Origin of the sequence: Shewanella sp. MBTL60-007 (assembly GCF_019654915.1) — a bacterium.
GTDB lineage: Bacteria > Pseudomonadota > Gammaproteobacteria > Enterobacterales > Shewanellaceae > Shewanella.
Genome location: NZ_BPET01000005.1, coordinates 22,578 through 40,362, shown reverse-complemented (window position 1 = coordinate 40,362; position 17,785 = coordinate 22,578). Strand labels below are relative to the sequence as shown.

Genomic DNA, 17,785 nt, shown 5'->3' with positions numbered 1-17,785 from the left:
CTAAAAACAGTGGCGTAAAAGCAACTAACAAGCCAATTAAGGGGGACTGCTAAAGCTTGGCTCAGTTTCGCTCCGCTACACAGTTTAGCCAAGCATTTACCAGCCCCTTATTGGGGCGTTATAACTCTCTGCAGTTCGGATGAAAAATGAATATTGAAGTAACAGATAATCCAAATAAAAATGACCTTGAAGTAATAAGTAAAGGTATTCAGTCGTTTAATCAACAACATATTCCTGATGAAGTTGTGTTCGAGCCTGATACAAAATTTGCGGCATTTGTGAAAGATGAAAATGGCAAAGTTCTAGGTGGTATTAGAGCAACAGGATTCTGGAATTATTGCATCCTTGAGCTACTTTGGCTCTCAGTGGAAACTCGAGGTAAAGGTGTAGGGCATAGGCTCATGGACGCCGCAGAAAATTTTGCTAAAGTAAAAGGCTTTCAATACATACGCACGGAAACTCTTAGCTTTCAGGCTAGACCCTTTTATGAAAAACGTGGGTACAAAGTTTTTGGTGAGTTGCCCGATTATCCAAAAGGTCATACGACATACTGCCTTGTAAAAGAGCTATAACAAGAGACTATGGCGCCAATAGCTAACTTTGATCTTTTGGCGCTTCCCACATTACACCATCTCTTAGCATCGAATTTAACGTTACAACCATCTTTCTGACACAGGCAATTTCCGCCACTTTCTTTGGCTTTCATGCCTATTGTTGCAGCACATGTCCTTACTCATTAGCAAGGTGTTATATGCTAAGGTGTTTTAAGTCTCTTTCAGTCAATCCTCCAAGCCACTATATTTTGCGACTGTTTTTACTGCGTTTCGAGCGACTGCTGATAATGATTATGGTGAAACTACCAAAAGAATACTGAGCATTGAGAAGCTCAAAAAACGGGTGGTAATTTATGGTATGAGGCGTTCAAGGTTCGTATTGCAAAGTTGAGCGAGGCAATGGCATATAGCACAGCGTTTAAGATCATTCCTCAGCGCTTTGGATTATTATTTGAAGTAATGAGCCTTGTGTTTATAGCACAATGGTTTAGGTTAGGTAGTGAGCGGCGCTCACGACTAAATTGACGTTATACATTTAAGGAGTATGGCTTTGGTAGATAAACGGATCAGTAACGCTGTTGCCTTGATGCGCACCGTAAAAAAATGTATGACATTCATAGTCCTTATTGCGATGTATATCGTAGTCGGGGTTTCGATATTTGAGCTTGGTATTGCGCTTTATGCTGACATATTTGATTCAGCGGACGGTGTAATGCACGTCAAAATAGACCAATTACTTAAAATATTTGGTTTCTTTTTTATTATTTTGATTGGTTTCGAGCTAATAGAAACAATAGAAATGTACTTCAAGGAAAACGTTATTCATGCAGAAGTTATTTTGCTGGTGGCGGTAATTGCTGTTTCTAGGAAGGTGATCTTATTAGATTTAGATAAATATGACCCGTTAGCAATAATAGGTCTGGGCCTTATTATTGTTGCGCTAGGTGCTTGTTATGCGCTTATTAAATTTTGCTATCGTGGTAAAAACGCCTAACAAATGAAGGGGCGTAAACAGCGGTGTCCTCAGGCCAATTGCTGAGTAAGCTCTAGGTCGCAGACAACGCGGTAGTGCAGCTAACCCCTTTTTCCGATTAACTTTATCGCTTTAATCCCCGCCGTAGTTGCTAAATCTTAGCTAAACTAAAAAAGAGCAACTTAATAGGGGAATGAAATGGATTCAATCAACGTAAAAGAACACATGGATCGCCAACCTGTATTGTTAACGCCTTCTATGTCGCTTGCAACGGCTGTTGAACAATTGCTAGAGCATAAAAAGATTGGTGCACCAGTAGTTGAAGCGGACGGTCGCTTAGTGGGGTTCTTATCTCAGCAAGACTGTTTAGCTGTAATGCTTAAGAGTAGCTATCATTGTGATTTAATTGCGATAGTTAAAGATTGCATGCGTACCGATGTGTTGTCGGTCACACCAGACTCGAGCGTGTTACAACTGGCTGAGCAGATGTTAGGCCCCAAGCCTAAGATCTACCCTGTGGTGGAGGAGGGCAAAGTGGTCGGTACTATTAGCCGCGCTAATGTACTCGAAGCGATTAATACTTATATGCAACAGTGTTATCTGTCGCCAGCATGATCGTAGTCAGAATCACTTAAATAACGCACTACTATCGATTGTAATTTGATAAGAGTGAGTCATGGCGCTGACTCTTATTAATTCATCTTAACTTGAGTATGCTCTAGCACTGTTAAATAGTGTGCTTAGCTTGAGAAGATAAAGTATTTTTAAGCCAGCTATACCAACCTGCAACGTTCCTTGCTAGGATCACTCTCTTTCGTCTTGGCTATGGAATTTGCACTTGAGTTCGCAACAGCATCCTTTATCTAACGCATTCTTAAAATCCTGTTATGAAGCGGACGCCGCAAAAATTAGGCGTCGTCTGTTTAGGCTCAGAAAAGAGCCTGACTCTGAGAAAAAAACGGCCACCCTCGAAAATCTTGAGCAGTTGGCGCTTGAATCACGTAAAAAGGTTGAGCAGCGTTTAGCTAATCGCCCAAGCATTACTTATCCCGATAGTTTACCCGTTTCGCAAAAGCGCGATGAAATTGCAACAGCGATTGCCAATAATCAGGTGGTGATTGTTGCGGGTGAAACCGGATCAGGTAAAACCACTCAGTTACCGAAGATCTGTCTCGAGCTTGGCTTAGGCTCTCGCGGTTTGATTGGTCATACCCAGCCACGCCGATTAGCGGCCCGTAGCGTTGCCACCCGTATTGCTGAAGAGATTAATAGCCCTCTCGGTGAAGTGGTCGGCTTTAAAGTGCGCTTTGCCGATGCCATTAATAATGACTCCTATATCAAGTTAATGACTGACGGTATTTTATTGGCCGAGTTAACTAACGATAAATACCTAAATCAATACGACACCATCATTATTGATGAGGCCCACGAGCGTAGCCTCAACATCGATTTTATCTTGGGTTATTTGAAAAACGTGTTACAGAAGCGTCCAGATCTTAAGGTGATTATTACCTCTGCGACCATTGATGTTGAACGTTTCTCGAAACACTTTAACAATGCTCCTGTGATTGAAGTGTCTGGGCGTACCTATCCGGTTGAAACCCGCTATCGTCCACTGGTACAAGATCAAGATGAAGACCTCGATCTTATCGAGGGTATCTTTGCGGCTACCGATGAGCTTATGCAGGAAGGTCTTGGTGATATCTTGATCTTTATGAATGGTGAGCGAGAAATTCGAGATGTTGCCGAGCAGCTAAATCGCCGTAATTACCGCGATACAGAGATCTTACCGTTATACGCTCGTCTTTCTTATGGTGAGCAGTCAAAAGTCTTTAAGAGTCACGTTGGCCGCCGTATTGTATTAGCAACCAACGTTGCAGAGACCTCACTAACTGTACCCGGCATTCGTTATGTGATTGACCCCGGTACTGCACGGATTAGTCGTTATAGTTACCGAACTAAAGTGCAGCGCCTGCCCATCGAGCCTATCTCTCAAGCCAGTGCCAATCAAAGGCAGGGGCGCTGTGGTCGTGTTGCACCAGGTATCTGTATCAGGCTTTATAGTGAAGATGATTTTATCTCACGTCCTGAATTTACCGACCCTGAGATCCTGCGTACTAACTTAGCCTCAGTAATTTTGAAGATGCTGTCGATTGGTTTAGGCGATATCGAAGGCTTCCCATTTATTCAGCCACCTGATGCGCGTTACATTCGAGACGGTTTCTTGCTGCTTGAAGAGCTGCAAGCTGTCACAAAGGGTAAAGGTAAGCTGAATCTGACTCAGCTTGGGCGTCAGTTGGCGCATATTCCTGTGGATCCCCGGCTTGCACGTATGGTGATTGAGGCGCAGCAAAATGGTTGTTTACATGAAGCCTTAGTGATCACCGCAGGTCTTTCTATTCAAGATCCTCGTGAGCGCCCGATGGACAAGAAGCAAGCGGCAGATCAGGCACATAATCGCTTTAGCGATAAAGACTCTGATTTCGTTTCATGGCTTAATCTTTGGGATCATATTAAACAAAGCCAGAAAGAGTTATCGAGTAGTCAGTTTAGAAAGCAATGTAAAGCTGAGTTTTTAGCGTATCTGCGGGTTCGTGAATGGCAAGATTTGTACACTCAGTTAAGGCAAGCCACTCATGAGCTTAAGTGGAAGCTTAACTCTCCGACTGAAGAGCTTGATTATGAAGGCTTGCATCGCTCTTTATTGACGGGTCTATTAAGCCATATTGGCTTTAAAGATAAAGACAATGAATACTTAGGCGCACGCAATCGAAAGTTCTTCGTGTTCCCAGGTTCACCTTTAGCTAAAAAAGGCCCCAAATGGATCATGGCGGCAGAGCTCACCGAAACCTCGCGCTTGTTCGCACGTTGCTGCGCTAAAATTCAACCTGAGTGGGTTGAGCCTCTAGCGGCACATTTGGTGAAGAAAAACTATGTCGAACCACATTTTGAGTCCAAGCAGGGCTCGGTGGTCGCGCTTGAGAATCAAGTGCTCTACGGTTTGCAAATCGTTAATCGCCGTAAGGTGCAATATGGCCCAGTCGAGCCAGTTGAAGCCCGTGAAATCTTTATTCGCTCGGCATTAGCAGACGGTGAACTGCGCACTAACGAAGCATTTTTCATCAAAAACCAGAAGCTACTGCTGGATATTGAATCGCTTGAGCATAAGTCGCGTCGCCGAGATATTTTGGTGGATGAGCAGGCGCTATATGCATTCTACGAGCCCAAGATCCCTGATGGGATCTATAACGCACCTAAATTCTTAAAGTGGTGGAAAAAAGCTAAGCAAACTACACCAGAGCTTTTAGACTTTGAGCGCGAGTCGTTGATGCAGCGTAGTAGCGAGCATATATCGGCCTTGGATTTCCCTGAAAAATGGCATAAGGGTAACTTGGTACTTAATGTCAGTTATCACTTTGAACCATCGGCTGCTGACGATGGTGTATCGGTGCACATACCTGTGGCATTGATTAATCAAGTTGATGAAGCTGATTTTGACTGGATAGTGCCGGGTCTTCGTGAAGAGAAATGTATTGCACTTATCAAGTCATTGCCTAAGGCACTGCGCCGAAATTTTGTACCCGCGCCAGATTACGCTAAAGCCTGTTTACAGGCGATGACGCCTTTTGAACTGCCTTTAATCGATGCAATGTGCAAACAACTACTGCGCATGAGTGGTACCCGTATTTCGCCGGATGACTTTGATACTACTCAGTTAGTTAAACATCTTCTCGTTAACTTTAAGATAGAAGGCGACAAGGGTAAGTTGCTCGCTGAAGGACGAGAGCTGGAGCCATTAAAGGCAAGTATGCAAGGTCAGGTTGTGCAGGCTATCCGCAAGGTCGCGGATTCAGGTATTGAGCAAAAAGGGCTTGAGCAGTGGAGCTTTGGTGATCTGCCCAAGCAATTTGAGCAGAAGAAGGGCAACTTTGAGGTTAAAGCCTTCCCCGCGTTGGTAGATGATAAGAGCAGTGTATCGATCAAATTGTTTGATGATGAGTTCGAGGCACAGAAACAGCATAAGCTTGGTTTACAGCGATTACTGCTGCTCAATATTCCTTCGCCGGTAAAACATCTGCAAAAGTCACTGCCTAACAAAGCAAAGCTGGCGATGTACTTTAATCCATTTGGGCAGGTTAATATCTTGATTGATGATATTTTATCGGCAGCAGTACAGCAGTTGTTGGACGAAAAGGGCTTAGATGTGCGCTCTGAAGCCTCGTTTGCCGAGGCGAAAGACTGGGTGAGACAAGAGCTTAATCCAGCGGCTGAAAAAATTGCGCTGAAGGTAGAGGAAATTCTGACCATCTACAATCGAATTAAGAAACGCTTGAAGGGCAAGATCAGTCTAGATATCGCCTTTGCGATGAGCGATATTCAAAACCAATTGGATCAACTGGTGTTTAAAGGCTTTGTGGAGCAGTCCGGTTGGCAGCGATTAGGCGATCTTAACCGTTATCTCAAGGGAATTGAAAACCGCTTAGAGAAGCTTCCAGTGGACCCTAATCGAGACCGCTTGCATATGCACAGCATCAATAAGGTGCAAGAGGTGTTAAAGGCGCAGATGGCTAAGTTGCCTAAGTCGATGCCAACACCTGAGGTGTTAATCGAAGCGCGTTGGATGATTGAGGAATACCGCGTCTCCTGCTTTGCCCAAGTATTAGGTACTGCTTATCCCATTTCAGAGAAGCGAATTTTAAATCAGATAGCTCAAGCATGATGTAAAAAAGAGCTTTTTTCGTAAAAAAAGCGCACGTTTATGACGTGCGTTTTTTATTACCTTCCATCCCATCACGGGAATCCTGTCAGCTAAATTCCCAATTTTTATTATTGGCCCTATGGGCTTTACTCTCTAGCTTCAATCTCTGCCGTTTCGCGCAATATTTAACCTATCTTAAAATAAGCTTAATACCTCTTAGTGAATATTTTGTTATAAAACTGCCAAGTTTGATTGAAATTTAGCCACTCCTAACCCATTGTTTAGTATGTTATGGATAGCTTAATAAGTGTTTTTGATGGTTATTTAATCGTGGAAATGGGTTAGGAAGGGTGATCTTCGTACCTTGTTGTTGAAAATGATGATCTGGATCAACCAACCTATGGTTTTACCGAATTGTGGGTATACAGAACCTTGTTAACTTATTGATATCATTTTCGGCAAGATAAAAGTACATAATCAATACCTTAAAAAGGCAATGAGTTATCTTGTTTTACAGTAGTTCAGGCCGCCATAAAATCATGTTAGATAGCCCCACTTGTTGGAGGATTTATGAGTTCCACACCGAATGATGAGAAAAAGCTAGAATTTAGAATATTTATTTTTCTAACCGTTTTCTCGCCCCACTTTTATCTATTTTGCTTGTGTCAGGCTTAGGTTTTGCAATTTGGTTCGGCCAAATTCTAACAGGTCCGCCAGGTGCTGGCTAAATCGATAAAAACAAAATAAATACATATAAATAGAGTGATAAAAATGAGCAATGAACTTCACGTAACTAGCTTAGTACTTCAAGTACAGCCTGAGCAGATGTCCACAGTAAGGCAAACCATTATTGATATGGAAAATGCTGAATTGTCGGTAAATAACGAAGTGAAATTGGTCGTAGTGTTAGAAGGCGATAGCCAGAAATCATTAATGACAAGTATTGAAGCCATTAACGCGATACCTGGAGTGTTGTCAGCGGCAATGGTTTATCACCAAAGTGAAGTGCTTGAAGAGGGTGAACAATGAAAATGAACAGACGCGAATTTATGAAGGCCAATGCAGCATTAACTGCTGCAAGTGTGGCTGGTTTAGCCTTACCCGCAACCGCGAGTAACCTGATCACTAGTTCTGAAGAAACAAAACTAGAATGGAACAAGGCGCCATGTCGCTTTTGTGGTACAGGTTGCTCGGTGATTGTCGCGACCCGCGATGGCAAAGTGGTTGCTACGCATGGTGATGCAGAAAGTGAAGTAAACAAGGGCCTTAACTGTATTAAAGGCTATTTCCTATCTAAGATCATGTACGGTAAAGATAGACTGCAAACGCCAATGCTACGTATGACTGATGGTAAGTATGACAAGAACGGTGAGTTTACCTCCGTTTCTTGGGATACCGCCTTTGACACCATGGCGCAAAAGTGGAAGAAAACCATCAAAGAGAAAGGGCCTACCGCGATTGGTATGTTTGGCTCTGGCCAGTGGACAGTTTGGGAAGGCTATGCAGCTTCAAAATTGATGAAAGCGGGTTTTGGTTCTAACAATATCGATCCTAACGCGCGTCACTGTATGGCTTCAGCGGTAGGTGGCTTTATGCGAACCTTCGGTATCGATGAACCTATGGGCTGCTATGATGATATGGAAGCGGCCGATGCATTCGTGCTTTGGGGCTCAAACATGGCCGAGATGCACCCGATCCTTTGGAGTCGCGTAACGGATCGCCGCTTAAGTGCGCCGCATGTGAAGGTTTCAGTACTTTCTACTTTCGAGCACAGATCCTTCGATCTTGCGGATTTAGGCATAGTGTTTACCCCTCAAACCGACCTAGCAATTCTTAACTATATTGCTAACTACATCATTCAAAATGATAAAGTTAACTGGGACTTTGTTAATAAGCACGTTAACTTCCGCCAAGGCGAAACCGATATCGGTTATGGCCTGCGCCCATCACATCCGCTACAAAAAGCGGCGAAGAATGTGGCGACGGCGGGTAAGTCTACCGCTATTGATTTTGATGCATTTAAGCGCTTTGTTGCAGACTATGATGTTAAGTCAGTCAGTAAGCTATCTGGTGTACCAGAGCATAAGCTAGTTGAATTAGCAGAGCTATACGCCGATCCAAATAGGAAAGTCACCTCTTTCTGGACTATGGGCTTTAACCAGCACACTCGTGGAGTGTGGTGTAACAATTTGATTTATAATATTCACCTGCTAACCGGTAAGATCTCGACGCCGGGTAACAGCCCATTCTCGCTTACGGGTCAGCCGTCTGCTTGTGGTACAGCCCGAGAAGTGGGCACCTTTTCACACCGTCTGCCTGCCGATATGGTGGTTAAGAATCCTAAACATAGAGCGATTGCGGAAAAGATTTGGCGTATTCCAAGTGGCATTATTCCGCCAAAACCAGGCTATCACGCGGTTGAGCAAAATCGTCGCCTAAAAGATGGTGATATCAATGCCTATTGGGTTCAGGTGAACAACAATATGCAGGCTGCTCCTAATATTAACCAAGAAGGTCTACCGGGTTACCGTAATCCTGAAAACTTCATCGTTGTTTCAGATGCTTATCCAACTGTGACCACACAGGCTGCCGATCTTATTCTTCCGACCGCTATGTGGGTTGAGAAAGAGGGCGCCTATGGTAACGCAGAGCGTCGTACCCAGTTTTGGCACCAGATGGTCAAAGCACCGGGGGAGTCACGCTCAGACCTTTGGCAGCTGATGGAGTTTTCTAAGCGTTTCACAACCGACGAAGTTTGGCCTGCAGACGTACTCGCTGCAAACCCTGACTTTAAAGGTAAGACCTTGTTCGAAGTGCTTTTCCAAAACGGCAATGTTGAGAAATTCCCACTGTCAGATAGAAACAGCAAATATATGAATGATGAAGCGGAAGCGTTTGGCTTCTATGTGCAAAAGGGTCTCTTTGAAGAGTACGCGACCTTCGGTCGAGGCCATGCCCACGATCTTGCACCATTCGATACCTATCACGAGGTTCATGGTCTACGCTGGCCAGTTGTTGACGGTAAAGAGACCAAGTGGCGCTTTAAAGAGGGGAGCGATCCCTATGTGAAACCAGGTAAAGGGTTCGAGTTTTACGGTAAGCCTGATGGTAAGGCTGTTATCTATGCACTGCCATACGAGCCCGCGGCTGAATCACCAGACGATGAATTTGATATCTGGTTGTCGACAGGTCGTGTGCTTGAGCATTGGCACTCAGGTTCAATGACGCAACGTGTCCCAGAGCTTTATCGTGCTTTCCCTGATGCAGTGTGCTTTATGCATCCACAAGATGCGAAAAAACGTGGTCTACGTCGTGGTGATGAGGTGCGTGTTATTTCTCGTCGAGGTGAAATCAAGACCCGTGTAGAAACTCGTGGTCGTAACAAGCCACCAGTAGGTTTGGTATTTGTGCCTTGGTTCGACGCCAGTCAGCTTATTAACAAGGTGACGCTCGATGCGACTGATCCTCTGTCTAAGCAGACGGACTTTAAGAAGTGTGCAGTGAAGATCGTCAAGGCATAAGGAGAAATAATAATGAAAGCATTAACACGAGTATCTGCAGCTGCTTTGATGAGCTTATCTATAGTAAGTGCGTTTAATGTTGCAGCAGAGGTTATTCCAGCGGACAAAATAGCGACGCTGCGTGATGCACCGCTAAACGTAGAGCCAACGCCACCGGCAATGCAAAAAGTGATTAACACTGACGTCAAGGAAGTGCGCAACTATCCGATGCAGCCACCAGTTATCCCTCATAAAATTGACGGCTATCAGGTGAACTTAAAAGTGAATAAGTGTATGTCTTGCCATGATCGTAGTCGCACCGGAGACTCTCAAGCACCTATGGTGAGTGTGACTCACTACATGGATAGAGAGAACAATTTCCTAGCGACACTGTCTCCAAGACGTTACTTCTGTACACAATGTCACGTTCCACAGCTCGACGCTAAAATTTTAGTGCCTAACGAATTTGTGGATATGGATCAGCTAATAAAAGCTGATTCTAATAAGAAAGAACACTAGGAGTAGTTATGATCGCTAAATTACGATCTTTCCTTAAAAAGGTATGGGCTGTGCTGAGAAAGCCAAGTGTTCACTACAGCTTAGGTTTTCTAACTCTCGGTGGTTTTGTTGCTGGTGTGATTTTCTGGGGGGGCTTTAACACCGCCCTAGAGGTCACTAACCAAGAAGCGTTCTGTATTGGTTGCCACGAGATGGAAAACAACGTCTACCAAGAGATGCAGTCGACCATTCACTTCACTAACCGAAGTGGCGTACGAGCAACTTGTCCAGACTGTCACGTACCGCATAACTGGACCGATAAGATAGCCCGTAAAATGCAAGCATCGAAAGAGGTTTGGGGTAAGGTGTTTGGTACCATTAACACCCGCGAGAAGTTCGAAGAGAAGCGTCGTGAACTCGCAGAGCATGAGTGGGCACGTTTAAAGGCCAATGATTCGCTTGAGTGTCGTAACTGTCACAACTTCGATTACATGGACTTTACTCGCCAATCACCACGAGCGGCTAAGATGCATTCTACTTCTTTAGCCAGTGGTGAAAAGACCTGTATCGATTGTCATAAGGGTATTGCCCACCACCTTCCAGATATGAAAGGTGTTGAAGGTTGGTAGGCTAGTCTTGCAACAATCGCTTGAAACTAAAAAGCCAGCGCATATTGCGCTGGCTTTTGTTTTTAAGGCTAAAGGTGCTGGTTTTTACGTAAGATTTTACGTTAGCTCTTTAACTGCGCCATAATGTTACCCGAAAGGTATTGGGCAAAATCATGACCATGATTTTGTAGCATCTTAGGGAACATAGAGATCTGTGTCTGACCTGGGAAGGTATTGATCTCATTTAGCAGAATTTCGTTATCTTCGGTTAAGAAGAAGTCTATTCTCGACAGATGACGTAACTTCATCCCTTTAAAGGCTTTAATTGCATATTCTTGAATTTGCTTCGCAATCGCTTCATCAACATCGGCTTCAATTACCGTTTGTGCTTGGCTGTTTTCGGCATACTTCTCATCGAAGCTATAGAATGTATTGCTGGCACAGATAATTTCACCGGGTTTAGTTGCGATGATCTCGCCATCAACTTCATAAGTGGCGACCTCTAGTTCACGGGCGGTAATCGTCTTCTCGATCACCACATATGGTGAAAAGGTAAAGGCTTCTTCTAATGAGCTGGCAAGTTGTTCGATGCTATCAACGCGATAACAACCTACAGATGAACCCTGTGACGCCGCTTTAATAAAGATTGAGCCCCAATTTTCTAGTGCTGCCTTGGCTTGAACCAAAGCCTGCTCATTAAATTCACTTAAGAAAATATAGGGGGTATTTGGGATCCCTAGTGCACTAAACCACATCTTGGCGGTCACTTTATTGAAGCAGTTGCTGCTCGATTCAGAATCACAGCCAAAGTAGGGCAGGTTGATCAAGCCGAAATAGGACTGTATGTCACCAGTTTCACCGGGGTAGCCATGAATACAGGGGATAACATAGTCCACATCCCAAGGCGCTTTTGTTTCATCATCGAAGCGGATCTGTTTGCTGTTGGTTAACTCGCAAAGCTCACCAGCTTGAGTGTGATATTGACCTTTAGCATTGAGCTCTACACGTAGCACATTGAAGTGGGGTAACGTGGCTAATTGCGCTTCAAAATAATTGGCCGATAACAGTGAGATACTATGCTCATCACCGCCGCCGCCACACAATAGTAATAAATTCTTCTGGGTCATTTTGTCTCCACCTGTTACCCATGATAAAAGTCAGCTGAATCACTATGGCTTAATCACTTTTTAATGCAAGTATTGCCTAGTCGATTTAGCTTAAATGCTGTTTTTATATTCGAGTCCGTCATCTCTGTGCACCTTATTTAAACAAGGTGCACTAACTTCAATCACAATTGTTAATCGCGCCATAAACGCTGTGCCAAGCCCGAGGCGCGCTGGGTTAAGCTACGGCTAGCCTGCTCAAACACTCTTTGACTGCCTAGGCAAGTAAAGTGATGCTTAGCACGAGTGATGGCGGTATAGACTAACTCTTTGGTTAACAGTTGCTGCTGCGCCACACTTGGCTTTATTGGTAGTACTAAAGACACATGACTAAATTCACTGCCTTGGCTCTTATGAACCGTCATGGCGTAACAGGTCTCGTGGCTAGGTAGCCGCGCAGGTAACACCTTGAGTAAACTGCCATCGGCTTGGATAAAGTGCGCCATTAAGCGACGACTTTGGCTACTGCAATCGGGTAAGATTAAGCCAATATCACCGTTAAATAGTCCTAAGTTGTAATCATTGCTCTGAATGATAACCGGCCGGCCTGCATAAAACTCTTGTTCTGGCTGGATCAATCCTTTGGCTGCGAGCGCTTTAGTCACGCTTTGGTTTATTCCTTCAACGCCGTATTCTCCTGCGCGCATGGCACATAAAATACGGTATTGGTTGAAGCTGTCGATGATCTTATCGGCATCGTTCTCTTCCTGCGACATGGTCGCTAAGTAGACACCGTATTGCTCGACACTCTGTTCGAGTAAACTCTCGAGCCCTTTATTTTCAAACGAGCTGCTATGGCTAGTATTGGCTAGCGCATGCTCTATCCACAGTAACTCTTGATACCCTGATTGCCAGACTTCAGTGATACGCGCTAAATTTGAGTGGTTGACTGCCATTGCGAGTTGGCCAATACCCGCATCGCCCTGAAAGCGGTGGCTGTGCATCAGCATACATAGGCTGTCGCCAATCTTAGGATCTTGGCTAACAAACTCTGCTAATGAGGTGCGGGTTAGCTGACCTAATAGTTCTACTTGGGGTTGTGAATAATGCATCTTCCAGCGAGTTTGCTTAGTCTTCTTATTGATCTGTTTTAACCCTGCGCAGATATCGGCGAGCACCGCGCCAGCTTCGACCGAGGCGAGTTGGTCTTGGTCGCCAAGCAAGATTAACCTTGCATGCTCGGGTAACGCCGATAGCACTTTGTGCATCATAGGCAAGTCCACCATGGAAGCTTCATCGACTACGAGCAGATCTAGCCTTAATGGGTTATCTTTATGATGCCTAAACTGGTGAGAGTTGGGGATCACACCGAGCAGTCGGTGTAGAGTGGCCGCTTCTTCTGGAATGTTGGCGATGTTTTTATCCAGATCGACTATGCCCATTTGGCTCATCTCACTGGCAAGCCTCAGCTTTGACGCCTTTATGGACTCACTCAGGCGTGCCGCTGCCTTACCGGTTGGCGCGACCAGTCTAATGGTCATCTCTTGTCTGGAGCACAACAAGTACAGCAGCTTAGTCACTGTGGTGGTTTTACCCGTACCCGGGCCGCCAGTGATCACGGCGAGCTTTTTGGTCATCGCAGTGGCGGTGGCAATTTTCTGCCAATCGTATTGCTGCTCAGATGCGGGAAACAGTTGATTCAATAGCTCACTGGCGTGAGTTAGCTCAGTATCATCAAGGTTGGAGTCGACTGGCGCGAACGAGAGTCGATTGAGATGCTCGGCGACCTGTGTTTCGTAGCTGAAATAGCGTTGTAAATATAAGTTACCCTTATCGATAATCAGTGGCTTAAGCTCGGCGCCATCGACGGTGCCTATGGCGTCAAACTGTAATAGTGCAGCTTCAAGCTCATCGGTTTGTAGATTTATTTGACACTGGCTGAGCTGCTCTTTAAACGGATTTTCGGTATCGATCTGTTTTAGTGGCAAGCAGGTATGCTGGCTCGATAGATACTGGCTCACTAAGGCACAAATGAGGGTAAATAGTGGCGCTGACTCCTGATGAAGCTGGGCTAATTGCAGGGCAAAGTGACGGTCCAGTGAGGTGATAAGTCGCTGCTCCTGCCACTCTTTAAGTAATTCGTTAATAGGCTTAGTGGTGGTGATCATTTTGCCTCCACTTGAGCGCTATTCGCTTGTTCAGAATTGTGTGCTGTCATCTTGTTCCCGAATAAGGCATCGAGCTTTTCAATAAGTAACTTAGGCGGTTTATCGTAAAATACACCGGATTGTGGATTGCTTGCCGACATGCCCCGTAGGAACAGATAAAAGCTGCCGCCGATATGCAGATCATAATCGTAATTCGCCATACGCAGTGCCAGATAGCGGTGCAGAGCGAGGGTGTAAATGATGTATTGCAGATCGTACCTGTGACTGCGGATCGCATGCTGCATGTTGGTAAAGTGATATTGGCTTAAGTCATCACCTAAATGATTCGACTTATAATCGGCGATAAAAAACTGATTATTATGCTCAAAGGTTAAATCCACAAAGCCTTTTAGCATGCCCTGTAACTCATCAAAATTAAGGCCAGCACTGTAACCAAATTCGCTTAACAGTGTATTGAGCTGGTCGCAGTTAAGGGCGGTAATCGGCAGGTAAAACTCCATCTCAACTAACTTTTGTGCTGGTTTTAGCTGCGCGAGTATTAGCGAGTTATCCTTGGCTAATGGCGCATGAAGTAAGTCTAGATACCACTCTTTCAGTACCTCGGTCCAGCTCTCATCTATGCCATATTTCGCCATGGCGATAGGCAGCTGCAGCTCAAGATCTGTTTGCGCTTGAGTGAAATCAATTAGCTCTAACACTAAGTGCATAAAGCTACCCGCATTGGCGCCGCGCTCAAAGGTAAATCGCGAAGGCGAGCTATCGACTTCATCTTGAATCACATCCAGTTCAGGGAACTGTTCATCATCCATACCCGGCAGCACCTTCTCATGGGCCAAATGTTTTACAAGGCCTGAGTAACTGCCTACACGCCAAGGTGTTAGCATAGGGCGATTGAGCGCTTTTGGCGCTAATTGTTGCTCGGAGGCTTCATCTTTCTCTAGCACAACAAATGTGGTGTCAGTGTATTCATCGCCACCCGCCGCAGGCAGTTCCGTCAAACTGATGGCCTTAGGATCCTTTTGTTGCAGTAGTTTAGCTTGAGCCAGCAGTCTCTCGTAATCACAAGCTTTATCTTCAACCCCTAACAGATACCCGATTGCCGTTTCATGTAACTGACTCGTCATACCTGATTTTTTGGTAAACCGGCTGTGGTTGGCAATATACAGATAACACTTAAGCACGGGTCTAGTTAGTGCAACATAGAGTAGGCGTAGATCTTCGGCTAAGGTTTCACGTTTTTGTCTCTCCCAGCCCTCATCTGTCTGCTCAATATCCCAGATAAGCCGATTGTCATCATGGTATAGCATTGGGGCGGGGCGTTTACGGTTATCGCGACTTAGGCTGACAAACGGCACGAAACAGATAGGGTATTCAAGCCCCTTACTCTTATGAATGGTGACCACTTGTACTAGGTTCTGCTCACTCTCTAAACGTAGCTGCGCCTCTTCATTTGGCTGGTTTTCGATAAGCGCTTGCTCGTACCAGTTGATCAAAGCGCTGCTACCATCGAGCTCGGTGGCTTTTTGCTGCAGTAGCTCTCCTAAGTGTCTAAAGTCGGTTAAGCGCCTTTCTCCCTCTTCACCATTCAGTAAGCGCTCGATGATCTGAGTCTGGGCGGCAAGGGTCAGCAGGGCTGGCATGATCCCACGCTTTAACCATACCTGCTGTAGCTGGGCAAATTGCTCAAGCAGGGTCTGACGTTTATCTTCATCTTGGTTAAAGCTATGGATCGCCTCTGCGCTATAGCCAAGCAGTGAGGTGGCTAAAGCACTTCGCAATGCGCGCTCATCCTTGGGATCTGCCATAGCATAAAGCACCAGCGCAAGCTCGCGAGCTTCTAAGGTGTTAAATACGCTATCACGGCTTAAGAAGACCGAGCCTATTTGGCGTTGACTCAATGCGGCCCGAACCACATTGGCTTCGTGTCTGTCTCTGACCAAGATGGCGATATCTTTTGCTCTTAGAGGCTTTTTACCAATCGCGCACAGGTTTTGCTGTGCATCGATTAAAAGTTTGGCAATCTCATCGGCTACATCATCAGCAATGAGCTGTCTAGCTGTGGTCTTATTGAGGCCTTTTTCTGCCTCTTCACTTAATAGCCTTAATCTAAGGGCGCTGCTGTCTGCATTCTTTTCATTGAGTACTTTTTTGTCAGCAAAGCTCGATGCCTTTACCGGTTCGAAGGGAATAGATTGGCTGATAAAGGGGTCGTCTCTGTGACCAAAGATGCGATTGACCGCATCCACCATCTGCCGATTCGAGCGATAGTTGGTATCGAGATTATAGTGCTTAGCGGTTTGAGCGCGAGCCTGAATATAGGTATGAATATCGGCGCCGCGAAAGGCATAGATTGCCTGCTTAGGATCGCCAATCATCAATAGGCTAAGTTTATCGTTTTGTGATGAGGCGCTAGCAAGAGTGCTGGTTGTTGCTGTGCTTTGGTATATCGAGTTAAAGATCTCAAACTGCAATGGGTCGGTATCTTGGAACTCGTCAATTAGCGCAACTGGGAAACGCTGGGCAATACTGCTAGCTAATCGATTATCTTGACTTACCTTAAGCGCTTTAGCCAGTGTTAGTAGAAGATCATCTGGGGTCAGCAGGTTGCGCTCAAGCTTTTGCCTGGCAAAGCGCGAGGCGATGCCATCTCTAGCACAATAGAGAAAGCTCGGAATAAGGTTGGCGATAAGTTGGGCTAGCCTTTCGATATGATCTAGCATAGGCGCTTGCTGAGCCGAGGGTATTTCTCCGCCTTTATTGAGCTTTAGCCCATTAAGTGACAGGGCTTCGAGTACTTTTGCTGGAGGCAGCGCCTGACCGAAGGCGACCCAGTTATCGAGATCATCGAGCATTTTGGCCAGCTTTGGGTAGCCATCAGTCTTCTTGCCAAAACGGGCACCGTTAAGTGGCAGTTCATGTAATAAGGTTTCTGTTTGCTCACGCTCTCTAGGCCAGATAAGTTTAAAGCGGCTTAGGCTTTGGGTCAGCTCTGCCTCTAGCTTATCAAAGGCTTGAGGTTTGGGGCTGGCTACCGCATTACTTGCACCAAGAAGCGGCCTGAGTTGACGAGAGAGTGCATCGGGGTCACTAAACTTGCCGATGATCGCATCCGCCAGACTGCCGGATAAGGGATAGCATTTTTCGCGCCAGAAGTCTCGAACCGCATGGTGCAGAAACTCGCTATCATCGAGGGTAAACTCAGACTCAAACAGTAAGGATGACTCAAATGCCATATCCGCCAGAATACGCTGACAAAATCCGTGAATAGTAAAGATTGCCGCTTCATCAAGGGATTTTAGTGCCAAGTCGAGGCGTTTACGGGCGATAGGCAGACTGGCCTCTGGCGTTGCACGATAGAGCGAGTTTATCAATTCATCATCGACTTCTAGGCCGATAAAGCAGCGGTAGGCTAGCTGGATCTTCTTACGAATACGATCTCTAAGCTCACCGGTTGCGGCATTGGTAAAGGTTACTACCAAGATCTGCTCGCAGGTCAAAGGTGCATCGATACCATGGCCGAGCAGCAAGCGTACATAGAGTCCAGCAATGGTAAAGGTCTTGCCTGTCCCCGCGCTGGCCTCGATTAAACGGCTACCGCCAAAGGGAAGGGTCAATGTATCTAGCGCTTCGGTCACAATATTGCCAGCTTGCGACGTATTGGTTGAAGTTGTCATATTTTCTG

The 17,785-nt window shown here is 45.5% G+C and carries 11 protein-coding genes and 2 pseudogenes; 9 read left to right on the top strand and 4 right to left on the bottom strand.

The window, feature by feature from the left end; translation table 11 throughout:
- Window positions 1-146: 146 nt before the first annotated feature.
- On the top strand, window positions 147-572 hold the full coding sequence (locus tag K5Q92_RS02615; RefSeq protein WP_220767502.1) for a GNAT family N-acetyltransferase: 426 nt from the start codon (window positions 147-149) through the stop codon (window positions 570-572).
- A gap of 22 nt (window positions 573-594) precedes the next feature.
- Here K5Q92_RS02615 and K5Q92_RS02610 read toward each other — a convergent pair.
- A pseudogene (locus K5Q92_RS02610) lies at window positions 595-702 on the bottom strand (IS110 family transposase); the annotation flags it as partial.
- Window positions 703-1,098: 396 nt separating this feature from the next.
- Here K5Q92_RS02610 and K5Q92_RS02605 point away from each other — a divergent pair.
- The 8 genes and pseudogenes from K5Q92_RS02605 (at window position 1,099) to K5Q92_RS02570 (ending at window position 10,853) form a co-directional block, all read left to right on the top strand.
- The gene (locus K5Q92_RS02605) at window positions 1,099-1,548 is read left to right on the top strand and encodes a phosphate-starvation-inducible PsiE family protein (protein ID WP_220767501.1); all 450 of its coding nucleotides are present in this window, start codon (window positions 1,099-1,101) and stop codon (window positions 1,546-1,548) included.
- Window positions 1,549-1,725: 177 nt separating this feature from the next.
- A complete protein-coding gene (locus K5Q92_RS02600) occupies window positions 1,726-2,142 on the top strand; it encodes a CBS domain-containing protein (RefSeq protein WP_220767500.1) in 417 nt (138 codons plus the stop codon).
- Window positions 2,143-2,365: 223 nt separating this feature from the next.
- Complete coding sequence (hrpA, locus tag K5Q92_RS02595) at window positions 2,366-6,247, top strand: ATP-dependent RNA helicase HrpA (RefSeq protein WP_374758433.1); 3,882 nt, start codon at window positions 2,366-2,368, stop codon at window positions 6,245-6,247.
- Window positions 6,248-6,796: 549 nt separating this feature from the next.
- A pseudogene (locus K5Q92_RS02590) lies at window positions 6,797-6,954 on the top strand (periplasmic nitrate reductase, NapE protein).
- A 43-nt stretch (window positions 6,955-6,997) separates the two neighbouring features.
- Window positions 6,998-7,255 (top strand): chaperone NapD, encoded by a 258-nt coding sequence (locus K5Q92_RS02585; RefSeq protein ID WP_220767498.1) that lies wholly within the window; start codon window positions 6,998-7,000, stop codon window positions 7,253-7,255.
- Between the two features lie 2 nt (window positions 7,256-7,257).
- Window positions 7,258-9,747 (top strand): nitrate reductase catalytic subunit NapA, encoded by a 2,490-nt coding sequence (napA, locus tag K5Q92_RS02580; protein WP_220767570.1) that lies wholly within the window; start codon window positions 7,258-7,260, stop codon window positions 9,745-9,747.
- 12 nt (window positions 9,748-9,759) lie between these two features.
- The gene (locus K5Q92_RS02575; RefSeq protein ID WP_220767497.1) at window positions 9,760-10,245 is read left to right on the top strand and encodes a nitrate reductase cytochrome c-type subunit; all 486 of its coding nucleotides are present in this window, start codon (window positions 9,760-9,762) and stop codon (window positions 10,243-10,245) included.
- A gap of 8 nt (window positions 10,246-10,253) precedes the next feature.
- The gene (locus K5Q92_RS02570) at window positions 10,254-10,853 is read left to right on the top strand and encodes a cytochrome c3 family protein (RefSeq protein ID WP_220767496.1); all 600 of its coding nucleotides are present in this window, start codon (window positions 10,254-10,256) and stop codon (window positions 10,851-10,853) included.
- Between the two features lie 101 nt (window positions 10,854-10,954).
- Here K5Q92_RS02570 and K5Q92_RS02565 read toward each other — a convergent pair whose 3' ends face one another.
- From K5Q92_RS02565 to recB, 3 genes are all read right to left on the bottom strand, one after another.
- Window positions 10,955-11,959: a D-alanine--D-alanine ligase gene (locus tag K5Q92_RS02565; RefSeq protein WP_220767495.1), complete on the bottom strand. Its 1,005-nt coding sequence runs from the start codon at window positions 11,957-11,959 to the stop codon at window positions 10,955-10,957.
- Between the two features lie 170 nt (window positions 11,960-12,129).
- Window positions 12,130-14,103, bottom strand: coding sequence for an exodeoxyribonuclease V subunit alpha (recD, locus tag K5Q92_RS02560; RefSeq protein ID WP_220767494.1), 1,974 nt, complete (start codon window positions 14,101-14,103; stop codon window positions 12,130-12,132).
- Window positions 14,100-17,777: an exodeoxyribonuclease V subunit beta gene (recB, locus tag K5Q92_RS02555; protein ID WP_220767569.1), complete on the bottom strand. Its 3,678-nt coding sequence runs from the start codon at window positions 17,775-17,777 to the stop codon at window positions 14,100-14,102. Before recB ends, recD begins: the two co-directional genes overlap by 4 nt.
- Between the last annotated feature and the right edge of the window lie 8 nt (window positions 17,778-17,785).